Below are 20,869 nucleotides of genomic sequence, written 5' to 3' on the forward strand. Positions count from 1 at the left end.
GAGGCCATGCGGGAGCACCTCGCCGAGATCGGCCGGTGCGTCGATGACGGCGCGCACGCGGTCCGACATTGTCACTCATTGCCGCGCCGCATGGACATCCTCGTCTGCCTGCCGTGGAAGGTCCTGGGCATCGGACTCCGCGAATGGGCATATCGGTATGATCACCGCTCGTTGCAAGGATCCGGCAGGTCGAACTGAAGGTTCAGGCAACACGATCTGGCGGCGGTCGCCCCTCGAAAAACGCCGTGACGTTGTCTAGTACCTTCATCCCCATAGCCGTGCGCGTTTCCTCCGTCGCGCTGCCGAGATGTGGCAGCAGCACGACATTGTTCATGGCTTTCAGTGCATCGGCTACATGCGGTTCGGCTGCATAGACGTCGAGCCCGGCGCCGCGGATGACACCCTCCTCCAAGGCCGCGATCAGCGCCGTCTCGTCGACGACGTCGCCGCGAGCCGTGTTGATCAGGAACGCGCCTGGCTTCATCGCGGCCAACCGCGCAGTATTCATCAGGTGCCTGTTCTCCGCACCGCCAGGGCAATGCACGGAAACGAAATCGGATAGCGCCAATACGTCCTCGACCGTTTGCAATTGCCGCGCGCCGTAGCGCGCCGCTTCAGCAGGATCGACTGGCGACCTGTTGTAGAAGACCACGTCCATGCCAAAACCGAAACGACAGCGCTGTGCGAACGCCTTGCCGATACGTCCGAAGCCGATAATGCCGACCGTTTTGCCGGTGACCTTCGTTCCGATCATGTGTGTCGGGCACCAACCGGCCCACTCACCGGAACGTACCTGCCGCTCGCCCTCACCACCCCGCCGGGCGACCGTCAGCAGCAACAGCATGGCGATGTCAGCCGTACAGTCCGTCAGCACGCCGGGAGTGTTTGTCACCACGATCCCGCGATCCTTGGCTGCATTGGTGTCAATATGATTGTAGCCGACTCCGAAATTGCCGAGTATGCGGGCGCGTGGCCTCGCACCGTCGAAGACAGCTGCCGGCAATCGGTCAGAGACAGTAGGCAGAACCGCATCGTACTCTGCCAGCGCCTCGCTCAACGCCTCCCCGCTCATGGCGACGTCATCCACATTCAGCGTTGTATCAAAACGGTCCGAGAGAATGCGTTCGATCGCTGCGGGCCAGCGGCGCGTGACGAGAATGCGTGGCTTGGACATGGTGACTTGTTCCGGATGCTGTGATTGGCTTTCTAGCCAGTAGCGCAAAAAGACCGAGGGGCCAAACGGAAGAAGCCCGGTCTTGCGACCGGGCTTCCTGAAACGCACCAAAGTGGGTCTGACCCCTTACTTGGCGTCCTGCGGGAAGTAGCTGTACTTGCCGTCCGGACCCTTCTTCCACTCGTACATGATGTAGCCGGGAAGCTTCGGGTCGCCCTTTTCATCGAAGGACATCTCGCCGAGAACGGTCGGGAACGGGCCCTTTGCCTTCATTGCAGCGGCAACGGCTTCTGCGTCCGTCGAACCGGCAGCCTTGGCACCGCCAGCGATCGACTGCAGCGCGGCGTAGGAGTAGAGCGTGTAAGCTTCCGGGTTGAAGCCAGCGGCCTTGAACTTCGCAACGAGGTCCTTGTTGGCCGGGTTCAGCGTCGGATCGGGACCGAAGGTGTTCAGCGTACCGGCGACGGCGTCGCCAGCGATCGATGCCAGTTCGTTCGAAACGATACCGTCACCGGACACCAGGGTGGCCTTGAGGCCCTGGTCGGCTGCCTGGCGGATGATCAAACCAGCTTCGGTGTGGAGACCACCCCAATAGATGATCGAAACGCCGGCTTCCTTCATCTTGGCGATCAGGGCCGAGAAATCCTTGTCACCAACGTTAATGCCTTCATAGACGGCTTCGGTAACACCAGCAGCGTTCAGAGACTTCTTGGTTTCGTCAGCGAGACCCTGGCCGTAAGGCGTCTTGTCATGGACGACTGCGATCTTGGCGTCCTTGAAGTGGTCGGCGAGATACTTGCCGGCAATTGCGCCCTGCTGGTCGTCACGGCCGCAAGTACGGAACGTGTTCCACAGACCGCGCTCGGTGAACTTGGGGTTCGTAGCAGCCGGGGTGATTTCGAGGATGCCGTTTTCAGCGTAGACTTCGGAAGCCGGGATCGAAACGCCGGAGTTGAAGTGGCCGATGACGAACTTGACGCCGTCAGCAGCGAACTTGTTCGCAACCGAGATGCCCTGCTTCGGGTCGGAGACGTCGTCGCCGAGCACGATCTTGATCTGCTCGCCATTGATGCCGCCAGCAGCGTTGATGTCAGCGGCCGCCTGCTCTGCGCCCTTCTGGAGCTGAGCGCCGAACGCAGCGTTCGGGCCGGTCAGCGGACCAGCAACGCCAACGATGATGTCGGCCCATGCGTTGCCGCTGAAGGCGACCATCGCCGTCAGAGCTACAGCCGACAGGAGAGACTTTTTCATTTTGTTACTCCCAATTTTCTAGCGGGTTCCGTTCCACTACCCAGCGCATTACCCACCTTACTGCGCCAGGAAACTTGTTCCACTCCGAGGGGCAATCTGTCCCTAGATTCAACCGGCTGTCAATGTTTTGCCTTCCAGGAGAAGGGGGACGTCTTTTCGTATAGCCAGTAGTAGTTGTTGACCATCTGGTTGGTCCGGCGATAGCGATAGCCGGCCGTTGAGAAGATCAGAAGCAGGACCAGGTCGATCACATAGTAAAAGAGACTGAGAACTGGTCCATTAAACAGCGCGTGATGCAGGAATTGCATCGCGCCGGCGAGCAGAACCGTATAGACGATCACCAGCGGATAGTTGCTCCAGCTCTCGGCCGCGGCTCTGCCGGCCCGCCACGCGGTCCAGAATCCAATCAGCACGACGAAAAGCCGAATGGCACTGCGCACGCCGGTATCGCCTTCAAAGAAAAGTCCCTGCATATCAAAGTCTCCCCTTCGTCGTGCTCAATGCCGTCCGCCTTCGAGATAGGCGGCACGCACTTCCGGATTCGCGAGCAGCTCCGCACCGGAACCGCTCATCGTGACCTTGCCGTTGACCATGACATAGGCACGGTCCGACAAGCGCAGTGCTGCGAAGGCATTCTGCTCCACGAGGAAGACGGTTAGCCCTTCTTCCTTGTTCAACTTCTTGATCGCCTCGAAAATGCCCTTGACGATCAGCGGTGCAAGACCAAGCGAAGGCTCGTCCAGAAGCAGCAGCTTCGGACGCGCCATCAGCGCGCGGCCGATCGAGAGCATCTGCTGCTCGCCGCCCGAAAGAGTGCCGCCGCGCTGGGCTTGGCGCTCTTTGAGGCGCGGAAACATCGCAAAGACCTTCTCGACGTCCTCGCTGAAGTATTTCAGGTTGTCGAGGCCGGCACCCATCTGGAGGTTCTCCATGACGGTCATGCGCGGGAAAATACGACGTCCTTCCGGCGACTGCGCAATGCGCAGCCGTGCGATCTCATGTGTCGGTAGACGCGTGATGTCGCGGCCATCGAAGACCACCGAGCCGTTGCGCGCCTGCGGGCTTCCGCAGATCGTCATCATCAGCGTCGATTTCCCGGCGCCATTGGCGCCGATCAGGCTGACGATCTCGCCGCGATGGACCTCGACATCGATTCCGGCCAAGGCCCGGATGTTGCCGTAATAGGTTTCAACGCCCTGAACTTTCAGAAGTGGCTGACCAGTCATCAGTGTGAGCCTCCTTCGAGGTTCTCTACGGCTGCAATCACTTCTTCCACTTCCTCGTCCTCGACACCGAGATAGGCTGCGATAACCCGCGGGTCGTGCTTCACTTCATCAGGTGTGCCGTCGGAAATCTTCTGACCGTATTCCAGCACGACGACATGGTCGGAAATTTCCATGACCACCGACATGTCGTGCTCAATCAGCAGGATCGACGTGCCGCTGTCGGTACGAATGCTGCGCAGCAGCGCGTTCAGCGCAGCCGACTCGCGGGGGTTGAGGCCAGCGGCGGGCTCATCGAGGCACAGAAGCTCCGGTTCGGTGCACATGGCGCGCGCGATCTCGAGACGGCGCTGAGCGCCGTAGGGCAGATCGCCAGCCGGGTCATCGGCGCGATCGATGAGATCGGCCTTCTCAAGCCAGTGGCGCGCCAGTTCGATGGCGTTCTTCGCCTCAGCCCGATACGGCCCGATGCCCACCAGACCCATCACGGTAAACCCGGACGCCTTCATCAGCTTGTTGTGCTGGGCGACGAGCAGGTTTTCGAGAACCGTCAGGCCGGAGAACAACCGGATGTTCTGGAACGTGCGGGCGACCCTTGCCTCCTTGGTGATCCGGAAGTCCGGAAGGCGTTCCAGCAGGAACTCCTTGCCGTCCTTCTGCTTCAGCGTGATCATCCCCATCGTCGGCTTGTAGAAGCCAGTGATGCAGTTGAACACGGTGGTCTTGCCGGCGCCGTTGGGGCCGATCAGCGCGGTAATGTCGCCCCGCTTGGCTTCGAACGAGAAGTCGTTGATTGCCATCAGGCCGCCGAACTTCATCGACAGGTGCTCGACCTTGAGCAAAGTATCGCTGGTCATGTTTGTTTCCTGAGGGCTCATCAACCATGGCCCTCCTTGGTAAAGCTGCCGGAAACTGCCTTGCGCTCCTTGAGGAAGGCTGTCGGTTCACGCGACCCAACGAAGCCGCGCGGCTTGATCAGCATCACGACGACCATTGCCAGGCCGAACAGCAGCATGCGGTAGAGCTCAGGCGTGAAGTCCGGTCCGAAAATCATCTTCAGGAAGGCCATCTCACGCAGCAGTTCCGTGCCACCGACCATGACGATTGCGGCAATCGCGATACCCGTCAGCGAGCCCATGCCGCCGAGGACGACGATGGCGAGAATAACCGCCGATTCCAGGAAGACGAACGATTCCGGGGAAACAAAGCCCTGACGAGCAGCAAAGAACGAGCCGGCGAAACCACCGAACATGGCGCCCGTCGCAAAGGCAGTGAGTTTCGTCGTCACCGTATTGATCCCGAGCGAGCGGCAGGCGATTTCGTCTTCGCGCATGGCCTCCCACGCACGGCCGATCGGCATCCGGCGCAGGCGGATCGTCACATAGGCGGTCAGCATGCAAAGGGCCAGGATCAGGTAGAAAAGGAAGATCTTGTAGTAGGCCGATGACATCGGCAGGTGGAAGAGCTTCGCAAAGCCGCCCGCGCTCGCATCGAATGGAATGCCGAAAAGCGTCGCCTTCGGAATGCCCGATATACCGAACGTTCCCTTGGTGAGATCCGTCCAGTTTATGATCACCAGCCGAATGATTTCACCGAAGGCCAGCGTTACGATCGCGAGATAGTCACCACGCAGTCGCAGAACTGGGAAGCCCAGAAGGACACCCCACAGCGCGGCCAGAATACCGGACAGAGGCAGCAGCAGCCAGAACGACAGGCCGAAATAGCTGGATAGAAGCGCGTAAGAATACGCCCCGATCGCATAGAAGGCGACGTAGCCGAGATCGAGCAGGCCAGCGAGACCGACGACGATGTTCAGTCCCCAGGCCAGCATCACATAGATCAGGATCTGGATACCAAAGTTATCCACCCACTTCAGCGAGCCCTGTGGACCGGCGACGGCATAGATAAACGCCGGATAGAGCAGCAGCGCGATGAACGCTATCTTCAAGAAATGCGTGTGGAAAAAGCCCTTTTCGGTCGAGATATCAAGCTCGCCGCTACGCGCCTTCGCCAACTTGCGCGCATCGAGATGCGGCCTCAGGAAGACGACCGTCAGGAAGCGACCGACCGCAGCAATCGCCACGAAGATGGCAAGGAGGCCCCAGCGCTGGACGATGATCAGTTCGTTGCTGATGTTCTGGTCGGTCTTCAGGCCGACGTAGAGCACGAACATGCCGAACGAGATGAGAGCCGCGAACAGAGCTTCTTTAATACCCTTCTGAACAAGTCCAGCGTTTGCGGACTTGTCAGCGGAACGTACAGCATTTTCCATGACGTTAAACCTTCTCGACTTCCGGCCGGCCCAGGATACCTGTCGGCTTGAAGATCAGCACGAAAGCGAGGATGGCGAATGTCGCCACATCCTTGTACGCGATGGTGAAGTAAGCCGACCACAGCGACTCGATGAGACCGATCATCAGTCCGCCGAGAACAGCGCCCGGCAAGGAGCCGATGCCGCCAAGAACAGCCGCGGTGAACGCCTTCACACCGGGTACGAAGCCGTCGTTGAAGTTCACGACACCATAATACATCAGATACATCGTGCCTGCGACCGCAGCGAGCGCCGCACCCATGATGAAGGTAACGGAAATCGTCTGATCGACATTGACGCCCAGCAACGCCGCCATCTTACGATCCTGTTCGGTTGCACGCTGAGCGCGTCCGAGGGACGTATGATTGACGAGATACCAGAACAGCGTCAGCAGCACCGCCGTGATGACGATGATGACGATCTGCTTCAGCGAAACGGAGATGCCGGCGATATTGTAAACGCTGCTGACCAGCGGCGGGATCGGCTTGTTGCGCGGACCTTGCGTGACCTGAATGAAGTTCGACAGCGTGATCGACATGCCGATCGCGGTGATCAGCGGCGCGAGGCGGAAGGATCCGCGCAGTGGACGATAGGCAACGCGCTCGATCGTCCAGTTCCACAAACTCGTCATCAGCATCGCAATGAGCAGCATAACCAGGAGCAGAACTGCAACCGGAAGGCCTGCGAACATGGAAGTGAGGACAAGAAAGACAATGAGGCCGGCAAAACCGCCAAGCATGAAGATATCGCCATGGGCGAAGTTGATCATGCCGATAATGCCGTAAACCATCGTATAGCCAATAGCCACAAGGCCATAGATGGATCCAAGAGTCAGCCCATTAACGAGCTGCTGGACAAAATATTCCATATGTCATTTCCCCTGGATGCGAGCCGGTTCAGCCAGCATCTCTTGTTATTAGAGCCCTTAGCGAGCCCTTGATTAAGGATTTCATACCGCTTTCAAACCAAAAGGGAAGCGCAAAATCGCAAAGCCCCAAAGTTCTTTGCGGTTTTGGTGAAAATGACTTTTTTACGGTCAAGAATTCACTTTTTTTAGCATACGGAGCCCAAGAAAGCGCTTTTTGACTGTAAACAACACAGATGCCCCAAAACTCGCCCCGCGATCAGGCGCCGTAGGCTGTACACGCAGTTGGGATTTCCGCCCCGGAAGCAATTGCTTTGCATGTGACGCGTGCCCGTACTCGGACAGGAAAAGCGGACTTGCGCGCGATACGATTCCCATGACCGAAAGAATTGCCTATATAAGGTAAGGCGCTTTACCTGGGCGCGACATGTGACATCTGGAAGGCGAGCAATGCTCGAAACATTTGAGCGCGCCGCTCTGGAAGCGGGCAAGGCAATCATGCAGGTTTACCTGGAGGGATGCCCGTCGGCTAGGAAGGCAGACAACAGCCCGGTCACCATCGCGGACGAGCGGGCCGAGCGCATCATCATCGGACATCTTGAAGCAGCCTTCCCCAACACGCCAATCATTGCAGAAGAATCGGTGGCAGCTGGCAACATACCTGTGATCGGCAGATCATTCTTTCTTGTGGACCCGCTGGACGGCACTCGGGAATTCATCGACAAGCGGCCCGAATTCACCGTGAATATCGCCTACATCAGCGACCGACGCCCTCTCGCCGGGATTGTCTATGCTCCTGCCCTCGGCGTCGCCTTTGCTGGCGAAAACGACAAGGCCGAAAAGCTCCTTGTCGATGACCATTTTCAAGTGAGTCAGCGGACGGCCATCCAGGTGCGCTTGCAACCGACCGACCGGACGGCGTTGGCAAGTAGATCGCACAACAGCCCCGAGACGGACGTCTTTCTGGCGGCAAACGCAATATCGCGATGCACCAACATCGGCTCTTCACTGAAATTCTGCATGCTGGCCGAAGGTCTGGCCGACGTCTATCCGCGCTTCACGCGCACGATGGAGTGGGATACGGCGGCCGGCGATGCCGTGCTTCGCGCCGCGGGCGGCTCGACCCTGACGCTGGACGGGCTGCCGTTGACCTACGGGAAGATCTCACAGGCGCACGACAGCGACTTCGCCAACCCGAACTTCATTTCCTGGGGCAGTGCCAGATCCGCGTTGCAGCGGGCATAGCCCCGTCGAAAAACCAAGCAAAATCAGGCCTCCGGCTGTGGGTCAGATCGATGGACGCCTAAAGCAGTCGATAGCGGAATGCGCGGGCAATTGCCTGCATGCGATTGACGGAATCGAGCTTTCGCATGGCGCTTTTCAAGTATCCGACGACCGTATGCGCGGAGAGATCAAGAATAATCGCGATCTCTTCGCTGCTCTTTCCCGCGGCCGACCAGCGCAGGCATTCGACTTCCCGGCTGCTTAGGCTTTCCGTCGGTTGCTCCGGAGGCTTCTGCTGTCCGTATAACTCCAGGAATTCCATCCCTCGAAAAACCTGCTCCATCGCTTCCGCACGCGCGAGGCGCACGCGATCACCCGAGAACGCGAAAATGTACTGCCGCAAGTGCATATCATGCAGCGCGAACGCAAACGTGTTCTTCAGGCCATGGCCTCTGAAGAGTGTCGTCAGCCGCTGGTTTTCCTGATTTGCCGCCGCACTCTCGAACGGCGCCTTGTCGCAGAAGACCGGCATCGCCGTCTTCTTGAGAGCGGCGAGAAGCTTGCAGCAATAGAAGAGGTCAGCCTCCTCATAGAAATCGATGAGCTCTTGTGGCCAGTTGCTGACAAGATGATTGCTGGCAAAGCTGCTGCGGTCTCCACGTGGAAATTCAGCCAGTAAGTAGTGGTTGAACCCCGCCTCCCTTGCCATTTCAGCGACGCGATCGTTGAACCGTTCTGTGGACATTTTCTGCCCGGACGCGATCGGAAAAAAAACAGTATCCTCCGCGCCGTCCCGGACGGCGCGTTCTTGTCTCTTCATTTTCTTGTCCCTCGGCGGCGAACTCCGGCTCAGCTCCCTTATCTACCGACCCCAAAGGGGCCCGCGCGGCGTCCGGGAAAAGCAAAAGACTCCGTATCAAAAGGATACGAAGCAAACAGCCTTAGTCATTGCGGACACTACAGTAAGAACGGAGACGAATTCTTGCGCTCACAACTATGTTGCGGCGCTTATAAATTGGCCATTCTCAATTGCCCACCGACCATTACGCATGGCTCCTATGCGCTCACCACAGATTTACGTTGGGGAAGGCTGCGCGGGCGCAAATCGCTTCTTGGCAAGCCGACGCCTAAATTTCTTATCAAAGTGTTACGATGCGCTTAGGCAATTCTTAAATGTGACAAGCTAGAGTGGCTGCCGTGGTCTTGAGTTGTGTAGAGAGTCCAATGACCGAAATGATACGTCCCCGAGTAAAATATGTCATCGGCCCCGATGGCAGCCCGCTGACGATTGCGGATTTGCCGCCGCCGAATACAAGGCGCTGGGTTATCCGCCGCAAAGCAGAGGTTGTAGCGGCAGTTCGTGGTGGCCTGTTGAGCTTGGAAGAAGCCTGCGAGCGTTACACGCTGACTGTTGAAGAGTTTCTGTCCTGGCAGTCTTCCATCAACAGCCACGGCCTTGCCGGTTTGCGCACCACGCGCATCCAGCAGTATCGCCACTGACAAGCCCTTCCTGGGCAACGAATTCTTCTTTTCGGGCCGCTTGCATTTCCTGAGGGGGATAGACAAACGGCCCGAAGTCGTTGACGCCGCCAGTAGATGCCCTACTTCCGCCAGCTGCGACAAGTTTCACCACGAGTTCCGCCCCATTGACCACTCGGCAGGAACTCGATCGGTGACGCAACCTCCCCACCTCGTCTCATCGAACACTGTGTTCTCATCGGCCGGCTTGGCGCGGCCGAGATGACATGCCAATTTCCACCAACAGCGAAATGTTGATGAGGAATGGCAATGGACATCAAGAACGAAGAGAATCCCTCCGGCGGCCGCTACGTTGCAGAGGTGGAAGGCCACCAGGCCGAAATGACCTACTCCCGCACCTCGCCGAAGCTCGTCATTATCGACCACACCGGCGTTCCCGATGCGCTGCGCGGCAAAGGCGTTGGTCAGGCACTTGCTCTGCATGCGGTCGAGGAAGCACGCAAGGGGGGATGGAAGATCTTCCCGCTATGCCCGTTCTTTAAGGCGCAATCACAACGCCACGAGGAGTGGCGCGACGTCGTCAACGGCTAGCAGCCACGCAACGCCAAAAGCCATGTATGACGGACGCGACAGCCCATCATGCATGGCTTTTTTCCGAGGCGATGCCGAAGCGCCAAACGGCGCCCGTTTCCTGCCCTTAGGCTCTTGCCCGGACTGCGCCGTCGCGCTCTTCCAGCGCGGCTGCACGTGCGTATTCCGCCTGCATCTCTTCGAGCGCCTGTTCGAGCGACTCTTCCTGCATCTTCAGTTCCTTGATCGAGACCTGAAGATTATCCGCGCGTTGGCGAGCTGCCTTGGCGAAAGTCGGATAGGCGAAGTGATTCGGGTCGGAAATGCCGGACTTTTTTTCTTCGACGACGATCTGGCTCTCCAGATCTTTCGTCATCCGCTCAAATTCGGACATCATCATCTGCAATTGCTGCAGCTGGCGACGTTTTTCGTTCACCTGAAACTCTTTCAGGCGAACTAGGCTCTCACGCGACTTCATACGCATTACTCCAGTGATGCGAGACCCCTGCTCCACTTAAACCGCCCTGCGGGCCGTTTTGACGCTGCCTGCCAAAAAAATTTCCCTCGGTATTAACAAAAACCTACCGCTGGTAACCTTTCGTTTACGGGCATCGTTAATGATAGTGCCGATGATTTAAGGGTCGGTAAACACAACTACGCGATTTCCGATACCGGTTCATTGGTGAGTCGAATGAATCGCTTACCGGCCGTTCTTAATGTAAAACTTAAGAATCTGGCTTTGCGAATTCTCGTTGGAAAACAGCGGAATGGACAAAATATTTAATAAATTCGTTACCTCTTGCCAGAGTGAATCAGAATTTGTTAACCATTTCGTGGCAGCTTCCAAATCACGCAGTGACATATTCGGTATCGCGTAGGGGGCCAGACCACCTTTCGGCGGCGGTAAAGGGGATAAGAATGCGGGTACTACTCATCGAAGATGATAGCGCGACAGCGCAGAGCATCGAATTGATGCTCAAATCGGAAAGTTTTAACGTCTACACCACCGATCTCGGTGAAGAAGGCGTCGATCTTGGGAAGTTGTATGATTACGACATCATCCTTCTCGATTTGAACCTTCCCGACATGTCCGGATATGAAGTGCTCCGCACTCTCCGCCTGTCCAAGGTCAAGACACCGATCCTGATTCTGTCCGGCATGGCCGGTATTGAAGACAAGGTTCGCGGTCTCGGTTTCGGCGCCGACGACTACATGACCAAGCCGTTCCATAAGGACGAGCTGGTCGCGCGCATCCACGCGATTGTCCGTCGCTCCAAGGGTCATGCCCAGTCGGTCATCATGACCGGCGAACTGATCGTCAACCTCGACGCCAAGACCGTCGAAGTCGGTGGCCAGCGCGTGCACCTGACGGGCAAGGAATACCAGATGCTGGAGCTGCTTTCGCTTCGCAAAGGTACCACGCTCACCAAGGAAATGTTCCTGAACCACCTCTACGGCGGTATGGACGAGCCGGAACTGAAGATCATCGACGTCTTCATCTGCAAGCTGCGCAAGAAGCTCGCAAATGCTGCCGGCGGCGCAAACTACATAGAAACCGTCTGGGGCCGCGGCTACGTTCTGCGCGAGCCCGATGGCGCCGAGTACGCCGAAACCGCCTGACGTTTCATCCCCTTTGCCAACATCAAAGAAATCCCGTCCCTTGTGGCGGGATTTCTGTTTTCGACATAGCGTCTATTTTTCGACACGTAGAAAAACCGCCCAGGGGCGGCCTTGATCGGCTGGCAGATGTTGGCGACTAGGCGGCGATAGCGCGGTTACCAAAAACGGCCGTCAGAATCTTGCGGTCGAACGGCTTGAGCAGAAAGTCGGTAGCCCCTGCCCGCTTGCCCATCATCAGCTTCTTGAGGTCGGCCTCAACCACGCAATAGTAGATCTTGACCTCCTTGCCGCCTTCCATGCCGCGAATGGTCGAAATCAACTCGAGCGCGTTGTCCATACCGGAATCGACGATGAGGTATTCGGGAAGTTGAACCTGGCAATTGGCGAGAGCTTCGACGGCACTCGAGGCTTCACTGACCATGAAGTCGAGCTCAGAAAGGATACGCTTCCCCACCTTCCGAACGACATCCGACGAGTCGGCGATCATAAACCTCTGCACGGCGGCTCCTTCCTCCAGCTTCTATCCCGGCTGGCGTCTTACCGGCCAAGGATAGAAACATTAGGCTAAGGATTTATTACCTCGGCGAGCGAATCGCCGTCGAGGCTTGCCTCAGGCGGCGACGACGTCAGCGGTAAATGTCAGTTCTTCTGTGGTTGCATTGTGGCCGAGCTCCATGCCGCATTCGGCGGCAAGCAGCACCGTATAGTAAGGCTGGATCGAGTGGGCATCGATGGCCTCTTCGATCTCCCCCGTCGAAATCTCCACGAATTTCGGCGGCAGGCGCATGAGTTTGCCCTTCGCGACGATCTTGAATTTTGCGTCAAGCTCGGGGTTCTCAAGCGTGACTTCAATGATGCCGCCACGTGGAATCGACGAATAGGCCACCAGAAACAGATTGAGCAGCAACTTCACTCGATTCTTGGCGATAATCGCGCGCGGACCGCTCCAGATGACCTCGGTCTTCTTCTCGGCGGCCGCGAAATCCTTCGCCGCACGTTCGGCTTCACCCGTATCGATCGAAGCCCCGACCGATCCGGAAGCACCAAAGGCAAGCCGGGCAAACTTCAGACGGACCGAGGCGTTGAGCGCGCTTGTCCTGATAAGATCCATTGCATCGGCATCGGCGCCACCCTCGTCCAGAAGCTCGAGACCATTGTTGATTGCGCCGACCGGCGAGATGACGTCATGGCAGACGCGGCTGCACAGAAGCGCGGCCAGGTCGGGGCCGGTCAGGGTAAGGTTCGGGTTCTTCGACATCATCGTCTCCAGGGCGGCAGGGTCATTCCGCCGTCTATCTTGCGCATCAAAATTGCGCGAAGTTTGCGGCCGTACTCGGCGCCATAATGACACCATATTTGGTAAACCGATTGTTAAGACCATACGCGCAAAATGAATCAAACGCCGGAAACGGCTCATCGTACCGACCATGATGAACGGATGACACCATGCGCTCCCATTTCCTCGGAAGATTTTCCGCCATCTGCCGGCTCTTTGTTGCGCTGACCCTCTCGCCTCTCATCCTTGTTCCAACTCAGGCAGCGGCGCAGCAGCAATCCAACGGCGGCCAGTATTCGATGCAGGAAATCGTCGACGCCGGGCACTCGTTCTTCGGCTCGACCAGTGGCGGCCTTGCCAAGGTGATCGAAGCGGCCTTTCAGAAATACGGCCTTCCGAACGGTTATATTCTCGGCCAGGAAGGCTCCGGCGCGTTCATCGCCGGCCTCACCTATGGCGAAGGTCAGTTGAATACAAAGAATGCCGGCGAACATCCGCTCTACTGGCAGGGTCCGTCGCTCGGCATTGATTATGGTGGCCAAGGCACGCGCGTCATGATGCTCGTGTACGACCTACCCTCGACCGAGGCCATCTACGCACGCTTCGGCGGCGTCAGCGGTCAGGCCTTCGTCATCGCCGGCTTCGGCATGACGCTTCTCAAGAACGACAACGTGCTCGTGGTACCGATCCGCACCGGCGTCGGCGCGCGCCTTGGACTGAATGTCGGCTACCTCAAGGTCACGCCGAACCCGACCTGGAATCCCTTCTGATCCCCATCGGCGCCAGCGAACTCTCGCTCGCCGTTACCTTTCCGCCACTTGCTCTACGCGTCAGGTCCGCTTAATCATTGGTCCTGACGCAAATCAACTTCTGGAAGCCGTGGCCACGCCGTGATCGAATATGCTCTCTTGTTCGGATTGGGCTTCCTGACAGCGGCGTTCCTCGTCTTCCTGGTGTCGCCTGCTGTCCACCGTCGCATCGTCTGGTACACGGAAAACCGGATGCGCGCGACCATGCCGCTCAGCCCGCAGGAAGTGCGCGCGCAAAAGGACATGGTCCGAGCCCTCTACGCCGCCGAGAACGCCAAGACGACACAGCACCTGGTGCGCGAACGCGAAAAGTCGCTGGCGCTGCAGTTGAAGCATGACGCGCTGGCGCTCGACGCCGGACGGTTTGCCGCCGAGATCGGCGGACTGCAGGCCCAAATCAGCGATATGAGTGTCGAAGCCGCCGAACAGCGCTCGCACCTGCGCAAGGACGAGAACTATATCAGCCAGCTGAAAACGAGCCTTCACATCGCCGAGCAGGCAAGCGCCGCCAAGGAAGGCGAACTCGACACCCTTCGCACGCGCCTTAACAAGCTTGCTGAGCAGGCCGATAGTCTCAAAATCGACTTGGCGGCGCGTGAGACCGAAATCGAGAGCGTGACATTCAAGGCAAACGCAGCCCGCATAGAACGCGACAATCTTCGCCAGGACGTAAGCCTGCTGCAGAAGCGCGCCAAGGATGCCGAGCAGAAACTGGCGCAGCAGGAACATGCGGTCATTCGCCTGGAAGACCAGGCCCAGCGGGATGCGGCTTCGGCTGCCGAGAAAAACACGCTTCTCGGCCGCTGCCAGCAGGAAATCGCCAAGCTCAAGGAACAGGTCAAGGCAGCGAATGCCGAGCTGCGCAAGGCAAACCGCGCACTGCGCAATGCAGGCCTTGCGCCCGTAGCCCAAGATGCGGTTTCAGAGGAGCGGGCAACCGAGGAAACGATGGCAACCCAACTCGACACAGCAGCGATTGCAGCCCGCCTGAGCGAAGAAGTGCGCAAGCGCAGCGCCGCCGTCTCAGAACAACTTCTGAAAGCGAAATCCGACGTCAGCCAGGACGGCGCGGTACGCGAAGAGATCGCCGGCATCGCTGCAAGCATGGTTGCGCTGACCGCCATCAACGAGGGTCCTTCTTCGCCGATCCGCGACCTTCTGCCGGATGCCACCGACGCTCTGGATGGCGAGCGCATCAACCTTGCGCAACGCGCGGCGACGATCCTGTCCGAGCCGGGCTGAGATTAGATCAGGTTCGCAGCCGACGACATGGCGAAGAGAGCAATGCCCGTTGCCGTCGCCACATTCAGGCTGTCCAATCCCTCCGATTGTGGGATCCGCGCGCTCTGAAAGGCCTCCAGGACCGCGGGAGGCAACCCCTCGCCTTCCGTGCCCACAACCAGGGCCATGCGCCCCGTCGGTGGTATGGCCCGGATGTCGGTCTCGCCGCGGGGCGAAAGCGTCCAGATTGAAAAGCCGTTCGCCGAAAGCCGTGTCAACACGTCGAGCGCCGTGCCCTTCCGTTCATAGGGGACGCTAAGAACGGAGCCGACAGAGACGCGTAGCGCCTTGCGATAGAGCGGGTCACACGATGTCTCATCGAGAAAGACGGCATCCGCCTTAAAGGCAGCCGCGTTGCGGAACATGGACCCGGCATTGTCATGGTTGGAAATGCCGCAGCCGACGAGGACGAGCGAACGTTCCGGCAGTCTGTCGATAAGATCGAACGCAGCCACCTCGCGCCTACCAAGCGCCAGCACGCCACGATGCAGATGAAATCCCACGATCCGGTCCAACACCTCCGCCTCCGCGACATAGACCGGCACGTCGCCCGGCAGCATTTCGAGGATCGGAGCGACGCCATCGACACGATTCCTGAGCAGCAGCACCTTTTCGGTCGCAAAGCTGCCGCTGCGGCTCGCCTCCACGAGCATGCGAAGGACGACCGTGCCTTCGGCTATGAAGCGGTTCTGCCGGCCGGTCAGATCACGCTCACGGATATCGCGGAAGTCCGCGATACGAGGATCATCTGCGCTCTCGATGGCAATGAGGCGGGACCACATCGCCCTAGCCGCCGTTGATCGTCACATCGGCAACAATGCGCCCAGACTGGATATCGACGACAAGCGACTTCATGACGCCCTCGGCGCTAGCCCCGAAAAACATGATCTGGCCTCCCGACAGCGACGACGACTGGATGACAAAGCCCGGCGGCAGCGTTGCCGTCACAGAAACCGGCGCATCGGACGGCACACCCGTCGACGTGACGGCCGCCGCCTCCTTCGCGGGCGCCCGCATCGTCTTGTAGACAACGGCGCCGAAGACGGCCATAAGGCTCACGAACATGATGATGCCTGAGACGATCTGCAGGCGGATCATCTTGCGCCGGACACGTTCCATCGCCGGATCGAGGGGCTTTTCGTCCTGATCGTCTTCTGGCTGGATATTCGTCATATGTGGCGTTCCGTTCTATAAAATAATTCGGAGAAGAAGCGTCTTGAGCGACCCCTTTAAACAAGCATCCGGCATTAGAAAAGTCCTCACCGCCGACGAGAACGCCGAAGGCCGTCTGGACGCGTGGATGACCGCACAGCTTGGCGAAGAGTTTTCGCGCAGCCGCGTGAAGGCGCTGATCAAGGAAGGCCAGGTCTCTGTGGCCGGCAAGGTCCTCGCCGATCCGCAGAAAAAGGTGCGTCCAGGTGATATCTTTGAGATAGTGCTGCCCGAGCCGGAGGATCCGACGCCCCAGGGCGAAAATATTCCGCTCGACATTTTATACGAAGACGATGACCTCATCGTGATCTCCAAACCCGCCGGCCTTGTGGTGCACCCGGCGGCTGGTAACTGGACGGGCACGCTCGTCAACGCGTTGATCTATCACTGCGGCGACAGTCTTTCCGGCATCGGCGGCGTCCGCCGTCCGGGCATCGTGCACCGACTGGACAAGGACACGACGGGCGTGATGGTCGTCGCCAAGAACGACATCTCCCATCGCCACCTGTCGCTGCAGTTTGCCGATCACGGGCGGACCATGCCGCTGGAGCGCGCGTACCAGGCAATCGTCTGGGGTCGTCCCCGTTCGCTGACCGGAACGATCAATGCCCCGCTCGGCCGAGCCGTCGGCGATCGTACGCGCCGAGCCGTCAAACGGCCCGAGACGCAGGATGCCGACGAAGCAATCACGCACTACGAAGTTCTCGAGCGCTTCCACGAAAACCCCGATGCGACGTCGCTCGCCTCGCTCGTCGAGTGCCACCTCGAGACCGGCCGCACCCATCAGATCCGCGTGCACATGGCGCATATCGGCCACCCGCTGCTCGGCGACACTGTCTACGGAGCAGGTTTCAAGACAAAGGCGAACCTCCTTCCGGATACCGCCAGGAAGACCGTGAACGCCTTCGGAAGACAGGCGCTTCACGCCTACATGTTGCAATTCGAGCATCCGCGCACCGGCGAAGTAATGCACTTCGAAGTACCGCTGCCCGAGGACATGGAAGAGTTGGCAAGCGCACTCCGCGCCTAGCCAAAGTAACGCCATCGTGAACCGGTGTGCGGCCTTGAACCCCTGTTCCGCCACACTTATCTGTACATTGACTTAGTGCGGGCTTGGATAAAGCCGCACGTCCCGGTTTGCCTTTCGACGCAGGGGCGCGTTCCATCGGGAACCGGAATTCAGATAGGAGGGTGCTTTATGGCCCGAAATAACTTGCCGTCCATTACCGCCGGCGAAGCCGGTCTCAATCGCTATCTCGACGAAATCCGCAAGTTCCCGATGCTGGAGCCGCAGCAGGAATATATGCTGGCGAAGCGCTACGCGGAACATGGCGATCGCGAAGCCGCACACAAGCTCGTCACCAGTCACCTGCGCCTCGTTGCGAAGATCGCAATGGGCTATCGTGGTTACGGCTTGCCGATCGGCGAAGTCGTCTCGGAGGGTAACGTCGGCCTCATGCAGGCCGTCAAGAAGTTCGATCCGGAACGCGGTTTCCGTCTTGCCACCTATGCCATGTGGTGGATCAAGGCCTCGATCCAGGAATACATCCTGCGTTCTTGGTCTCTGGTGAAGATGGGTACGACCGCCAACCAGAAGCGGCTGTTCTTCAACCTGCGTCGCCTCAAGGGCCGTATCCAGGCCATTGACGACGGCGACCTGAAGCCGGAACACGTCGCCGAGATCGCCACCAAGCTGAACGTCTCCGAGGAGGAGGTCGTTTCGATGAACCGCCGCCTGTCAGGCGACGCGTCGCTGAACGCACCGATAAAAGCCTCGGAAGGCGAATCCGGCCAATGGCAGGATTGGCTCGTCGACGACCACGATAGCCAGGAAGATGTTCTGATCGAGCAGGATGAACTCGACACGCGCCGCCACATGCTGGCGAAGGCGATGAGCGTTCTGAACGACCGTGAACGCCGCATCTTCGAGGCACGCCGTCTTTCTGAAGATCCGGTAACCCTCGAGGATCTCTCGACTGAGTTCGACATCAGCCGCGAACGCGTTCGTCAGATCGAGGTCCGCGCCTTCGAAAAGGTCCAGGATGCTGTCCGCAAGGAGGCTCTCGAACGCGCCAAGGCCGTTCGGGTCGTCGAAGCCACGGCCTGAGGCAAAAATTCTTTTCAAATGAAAAGGGCGGGACCGGATGGTCCCGCCCTTTCTTTTTGTCTCAACCGGCAATCACTGGCTGGTCGATACGTCGCCGAAAGCAGCCCATTCCTTGATCGCGGCGTTGAACGCTTCCCCGCCCGTCGAACCCTTCTGCATCGTCAGAAGCGCACGGCGCCCGTTGCGATAGGTGATCGGGATATCGATCCAGTCGCGGCTTGAAAGGAGATCGAGATTCGCCTTGCGCGCATCCGGATAATCGTTGAGTGCGATCATGTGGAAATCGTCGGTGATCTTTGCAGGAACGGCAATCAGGGCGTCGCCACGATCCTGCTCGGTTCGCTTCATCGAAATACGCTGGACGCTCTCGATGGCACCGCCTTCAAAATTCGGCGGCAGCGAGAAGACCACCTCGACGATGTGGCTCGCCGGCAGCGACGGGTCGGAATTGCGCTTGAAGGTCAGTTGCGCCGACAGGTTCCGTTCAGGAACGGTTACCGTCGCCCGTACCGTCGCTTCCTGCCTGCCGTCCGAGCCCGCCTCGTGCTGGAGGCTCCAGACGACCGAGCCCTGGATGGCCGTCGGTGAACTCTGGCCGATCCGCTCCTCGTACAAGAACATCTTCTCGGTGGAACCGAGCGGCGCAGCTTGCGTGGCTCCGGCCGCCGGCGGCGGCGCGGCTTGCGTGGCTTCGGCCGCCGGCGGCGGCGCAACTGGCGCGGTCACAGCCGGGGCACCTGTCGCAGGCGTTGACGCCGCTGGCGGCGTGGTATCAGCCGCAGCAACGTTCTGTTCGGCCACCGACTTTCCTTCCGCCGTCGGCGTTCCCGCGACCGTGGCTGGACCGCTGTCGACCTCTGTACCATCGGCAAGAAGCCGCTGGTTGAACTTGTTGTTGACGGAAGCGCCGTCATTCAAGGAAGCAACTTCCTTGCTAGCATCAGTCGGCTTTGCGTCGCTGGTTTGCGGCGTTGCCGCATCGGGCTTGGCAAGCGTCTGCTCGTTCTTCGCGCTCTGCGAGGGAGCGGTGCTGACGAGGTTCTTCACCATTGACGACAGCGCGTCCTGATTGGTCCAGGCGGCATATCCGCCACCGCCCACCACGCCCAGCGCAACGACAATCGTCACGATGGAGCCGATACCGAACCGACGGCGCTTCGGCTCCATCCGGAAATTCTTGCCTTGGAATTTCGCGGCAACGGCACTGTCGAGATCGGCCGCGCCATCGTCATCCTCGGCAACGACGCCACGGTTGTCGTATCCGCGAAGCGGCTTGGCCTCCTGCCAGGCCGGATTGGTCTCCGAAGCGGATTTTGCTGCCGGCGTACCATGAACCTCCGAAAAGAGATCGCCGTCATCGAAATGGGCGTTGATCTGAACCTTCTTGCCGTTTTCAATCGGCGGCAGATCGTCGAAGGCCGCAGCCTCCCAGGAAAAGCCCTCGTTCGCGGCGGGCATCTTCACGCCGCCTGGCGTATGGTCGATCCCTGCGATGACATCTTCAAACGCGCGTGCCGCTTCATTTGCAGGAGCAACTGGCGCAGCTTCCGAAAACTGCCTGAGTTCTTCAAGCGCCCAATCCGTCTGCGCGTCCTTGGCCGGCGGCGCGGGCGCTTCCTCTACGGGCTCAGCCCACACCGGATCGAAATGCCCGGCGGCATCCGCCTGCAGCGGCTCCTCCTGACTGCGATCCACGAATTCTTCCGGTGGACGATCCAGCCCAAGGACCGGTTCAACCAGACGGTTGGTCAGGTCGTAGTCGCGCGCAATCGGCTGCAGCGCCGGTTCCTCGTAGGTCGGCTCGGTCGGTTCGACAAGCGCCTCCTCGGGCGCAGTAACGTGTTCCTCGTGACCGTGCTGATCCTCGTGGACAACCTCTTCGGAAGCAGCAGTGTGCCCGTGTTCGACAGGCTCGGCTTCGCCGACAGGAGCCGGCGGCTCTTCATGCGCCCAACGTTCCTCCTGCTGCGCGATATGTTCCGGCTCAGCAGCGATAGGCTCCTCGTAATAAGGCGCAGGCTCTTCGTGATCAGGGGCTGGCTCTTCGTAGGCAGGCGCAGGTTCTTCGGCTGCCACGTGATCTTCGTGGGCCGCCGTCTCATGCGCTGGCTCTTCGACTGCGGCTTCGCTCGCAAGCGGTTCGGGAGCGACTGCTTCCTGCTCATGGACAGCATCGGCGCTTGCATCGAGCGCAGGCTCGGCCGCGGGCGCAGCATCATCGGCAGGAACGGCTTCGGCATGTTCCGCTTCGACTTCGCGAATTGCTGCCTCCAGCTTGTCAAGCTGCCGTTGCAACATCGCTTCCGGAGGGCGCGGCTTCATATTCTCGAGCTGCCGCTGCACAGCACCGCGAGCGCGCTCGTAGACTTTCACCCGCATCTCGGGAGTATTTTCAGACAGGCCGTCAACCGCCCGCCGGATAACTGCGATAAAATCCGCCATTCGTACTTTCTCTAGGAGTGCGGTT

Annotated in this window: 22 protein-coding genes; 8 read left to right on the forward strand and 14 right to left on the reverse strand. The window is 59.2% G+C overall.

Annotation, left to right across the window (positions count from 1 at the left end; translation table 11 throughout):
• Positions 1–202: 202 nt before the first annotated feature.
• From K9B32_RS24435 to K9B32_RS24465, 7 genes are all read right to left on the reverse strand, one after another.
• Positions 203–1,174 (reverse strand): 2-hydroxyacid dehydrogenase, encoded by a 972-nt coding sequence (locus tag K9B32_RS24435; protein ID WP_224566949.1) that lies wholly within the window; start codon positions 1,172–1,174, stop codon positions 203–205.
• 126 nt (positions 1,175–1,300) lie between these two features.
• Positions 1,301–2,425 (reverse strand): branched-chain amino acid ABC transporter substrate-binding protein, encoded by a 1,125-nt coding sequence (locus K9B32_RS24440; protein ID WP_224566951.1) that lies wholly within the window; start codon positions 2,423–2,425, stop codon positions 1,301–1,303.
• Positions 2,426–2,544: 119 nt separating this feature from the next.
• Positions 2,545–2,898, reverse strand: coding sequence for a DUF6867 family protein (locus tag K9B32_RS24445; RefSeq protein WP_224566953.1), 354 nt, complete (start codon positions 2,896–2,898; stop codon positions 2,545–2,547).
• Positions 2,899–2,922: 24 nt separating this feature from the next.
• Positions 2,923–3,651 carry an ABC transporter ATP-binding protein gene (locus tag K9B32_RS24450; RefSeq protein WP_224566955.1) on the reverse strand — a complete coding sequence of 243 codons (729 nt, stop codon included), beginning with the start codon at positions 3,649–3,651 and terminating at the stop codon, positions 2,923–2,925.
• Positions 3,651–4,526, reverse strand: coding sequence for an ABC transporter ATP-binding protein (locus K9B32_RS24455; RefSeq protein WP_224566958.1), 876 nt, complete (start codon positions 4,524–4,526; stop codon positions 3,651–3,653). Before K9B32_RS24455 ends, K9B32_RS24450 begins: the two co-directional genes overlap by 1 nt.
• On the reverse strand, positions 4,526–5,920 hold the full coding sequence (gene livM / locus K9B32_RS24460; RefSeq protein ID WP_224566960.1) for a high-affinity branched-chain amino acid ABC transporter permease LivM: 1,395 nt from the start codon (positions 5,918–5,920) through the stop codon (positions 4,526–4,528). Before livM ends, K9B32_RS24455 begins: the two co-directional genes overlap by 1 nt.
• A 4-nt stretch (positions 5,921–5,924) precedes the next feature.
• Positions 5,925–6,827, reverse strand: a complete 903-nt coding sequence (locus K9B32_RS24465; RefSeq protein ID WP_007790298.1) for a branched-chain amino acid ABC transporter permease — start codon at positions 6,825–6,827, stop codon at positions 5,925–5,927.
• Positions 6,828–7,274: 447 nt separating this feature from the next.
• Between K9B32_RS24465 and cysQ the strand changes: the two genes are divergently transcribed.
• Positions 7,275–8,069 (forward strand): 3'(2'),5'-bisphosphate nucleotidase CysQ, encoded by a 795-nt coding sequence (gene cysQ / locus K9B32_RS24470; protein ID WP_224566962.1) that lies wholly within the window; start codon positions 7,275–7,277, stop codon positions 8,067–8,069.
• 58 nt (positions 8,070–8,127) lie between these two features.
• Here the strand turns inward: cysQ and K9B32_RS24475 are convergent, their stop codons facing one another.
• On the reverse strand, positions 8,128–8,868 hold the full coding sequence (locus K9B32_RS24475; protein ID WP_224566965.1) for a helix-turn-helix transcriptional regulator: 741 nt from the start codon (positions 8,866–8,868) through the stop codon (positions 8,128–8,130).
• 404 nt (positions 8,869–9,272) lie between these two features.
• On the opposite strand from K9B32_RS24475, the gene K9B32_RS24480 reads away from it, so the two are divergent.
• Positions 9,273–9,548 (forward strand): DUF1153 domain-containing protein, encoded by a 276-nt coding sequence (locus K9B32_RS24480; RefSeq protein WP_007533628.1) that lies wholly within the window; start codon positions 9,273–9,275, stop codon positions 9,546–9,548.
• Positions 9,549–9,836: 288 nt separating this feature from the next.
• Complete coding sequence (locus K9B32_RS24485; RefSeq protein ID WP_007790303.1) at positions 9,837–10,118, forward strand: GNAT family N-acetyltransferase; 282 nt, start codon at positions 9,837–9,839, stop codon at positions 10,116–10,118.
• Positions 10,119–10,224: 106 nt separating this feature from the next.
• Here K9B32_RS24485 and K9B32_RS24490 read toward each other — a convergent pair whose 3' ends face one another.
• Positions 10,225–10,575, reverse strand: a complete 351-nt coding sequence (locus K9B32_RS24490; protein WP_007790305.1) for a hypothetical protein — start codon at positions 10,573–10,575, stop codon at positions 10,225–10,227.
• Between the two features lie 440 nt (positions 10,576–11,015).
• Here K9B32_RS24490 and ctrA point away from each other — a divergent pair, with 440 nt between their 5' ends.
• Positions 11,016–11,717 (forward strand): response regulator transcription factor CtrA, encoded by a 702-nt coding sequence (gene ctrA / locus K9B32_RS24495; protein WP_003542362.1) that lies wholly within the window; start codon positions 11,016–11,018, stop codon positions 11,715–11,717.
• 136 nt (positions 11,718–11,853) lie between these two features.
• Here the strand turns inward: ctrA and K9B32_RS24500 are convergent, their stop codons facing one another.
• Both K9B32_RS24500 and chpT read right to left on the reverse strand, forming a co-directional pair.
• Positions 11,854–12,216, reverse strand: a complete 363-nt coding sequence (locus K9B32_RS24500) for a PleD family two-component system response regulator (RefSeq protein ID WP_007790307.1) — start codon at positions 12,214–12,216, stop codon at positions 11,854–11,856.
• 111 nt (positions 12,217–12,327) lie between these two features.
• Positions 12,328–12,975: a histidine phosphotransferase ChpT gene (chpT, locus tag K9B32_RS24505; RefSeq protein ID WP_007790310.1), complete on the reverse strand. Its 648-nt coding sequence runs from the start codon at positions 12,973–12,975 to the stop codon at positions 12,328–12,330.
• Between the two features lie 188 nt (positions 12,976–13,163).
• Here chpT and K9B32_RS24510 point away from each other — a divergent pair, with 188 nt between their 5' ends.
• Entirely contained in the window at positions 13,164–13,763 is a 600-nt protein-coding gene (locus tag K9B32_RS24510; RefSeq protein WP_132593431.1) for a DUF1134 domain-containing protein, read from the forward strand.
• 120 nt (positions 13,764–13,883) lie between these two features.
• Entirely contained in the window at positions 13,884–15,044 is a 1,161-nt protein-coding gene (locus K9B32_RS24515) for a hypothetical protein (RefSeq protein WP_224566967.1), read from the forward strand.
• Positions 15,045–15,046: 2 nt separating this feature from the next.
• Here the strand turns inward: K9B32_RS24515 and K9B32_RS24520 are convergent, their stop codons facing one another.
• Both K9B32_RS24520 and K9B32_RS24525 read right to left on the reverse strand, forming a co-directional pair.
• Positions 15,047–15,865 (reverse strand): TrmH family RNA methyltransferase, encoded by an 819-nt coding sequence (locus tag K9B32_RS24520; protein WP_224566969.1) that lies wholly within the window; start codon positions 15,863–15,865, stop codon positions 15,047–15,049.
• Positions 15,866–15,869: 4 nt separating this feature from the next.
• Complete coding sequence (locus K9B32_RS24525) at positions 15,870–16,256, reverse strand: hypothetical protein (protein ID WP_224566971.1); 387 nt, start codon at positions 16,254–16,256, stop codon at positions 15,870–15,872.
• 43 nt (positions 16,257–16,299) lie between these two features.
• Here K9B32_RS24525 and K9B32_RS24530 point away from each other — a divergent pair, with 43 nt between their 5' ends.
• The gene (locus K9B32_RS24530) at positions 16,300–17,325 is read left to right on the forward strand and encodes an RluA family pseudouridine synthase (RefSeq protein ID WP_224566973.1); all 1,026 of its coding nucleotides are present in this window, start codon (positions 16,300–16,302) and stop codon (positions 17,323–17,325) included.
• 168 nt (positions 17,326–17,493) lie between these two features.
• Positions 17,494–18,402: an RNA polymerase sigma factor RpoH gene (gene rpoH / locus K9B32_RS24535; protein WP_224566975.1), complete on the forward strand. Its 909-nt coding sequence runs from the start codon at positions 17,494–17,496 to the stop codon at positions 18,400–18,402.
• A gap of 72 nt (positions 18,403–18,474) precedes the next feature.
• Here rpoH and K9B32_RS24540 read toward each other — a convergent pair whose 3' ends face one another.
• Complete coding sequence (locus K9B32_RS24540) at positions 18,475–20,844, reverse strand: hypothetical protein (protein WP_224566977.1); 2,370 nt, start codon at positions 20,842–20,844, stop codon at positions 18,475–18,477.
• Positions 20,845–20,869 lie beyond the last annotated feature (25 nt).

The sequence above is a fragment of the Rhizobium sp. 3T7 genome, assembly GCF_020166565.1.
Classification (GTDB): Bacteria; Pseudomonadota; Alphaproteobacteria; order Rhizobiales; family Rhizobiaceae; genus Rhizobium.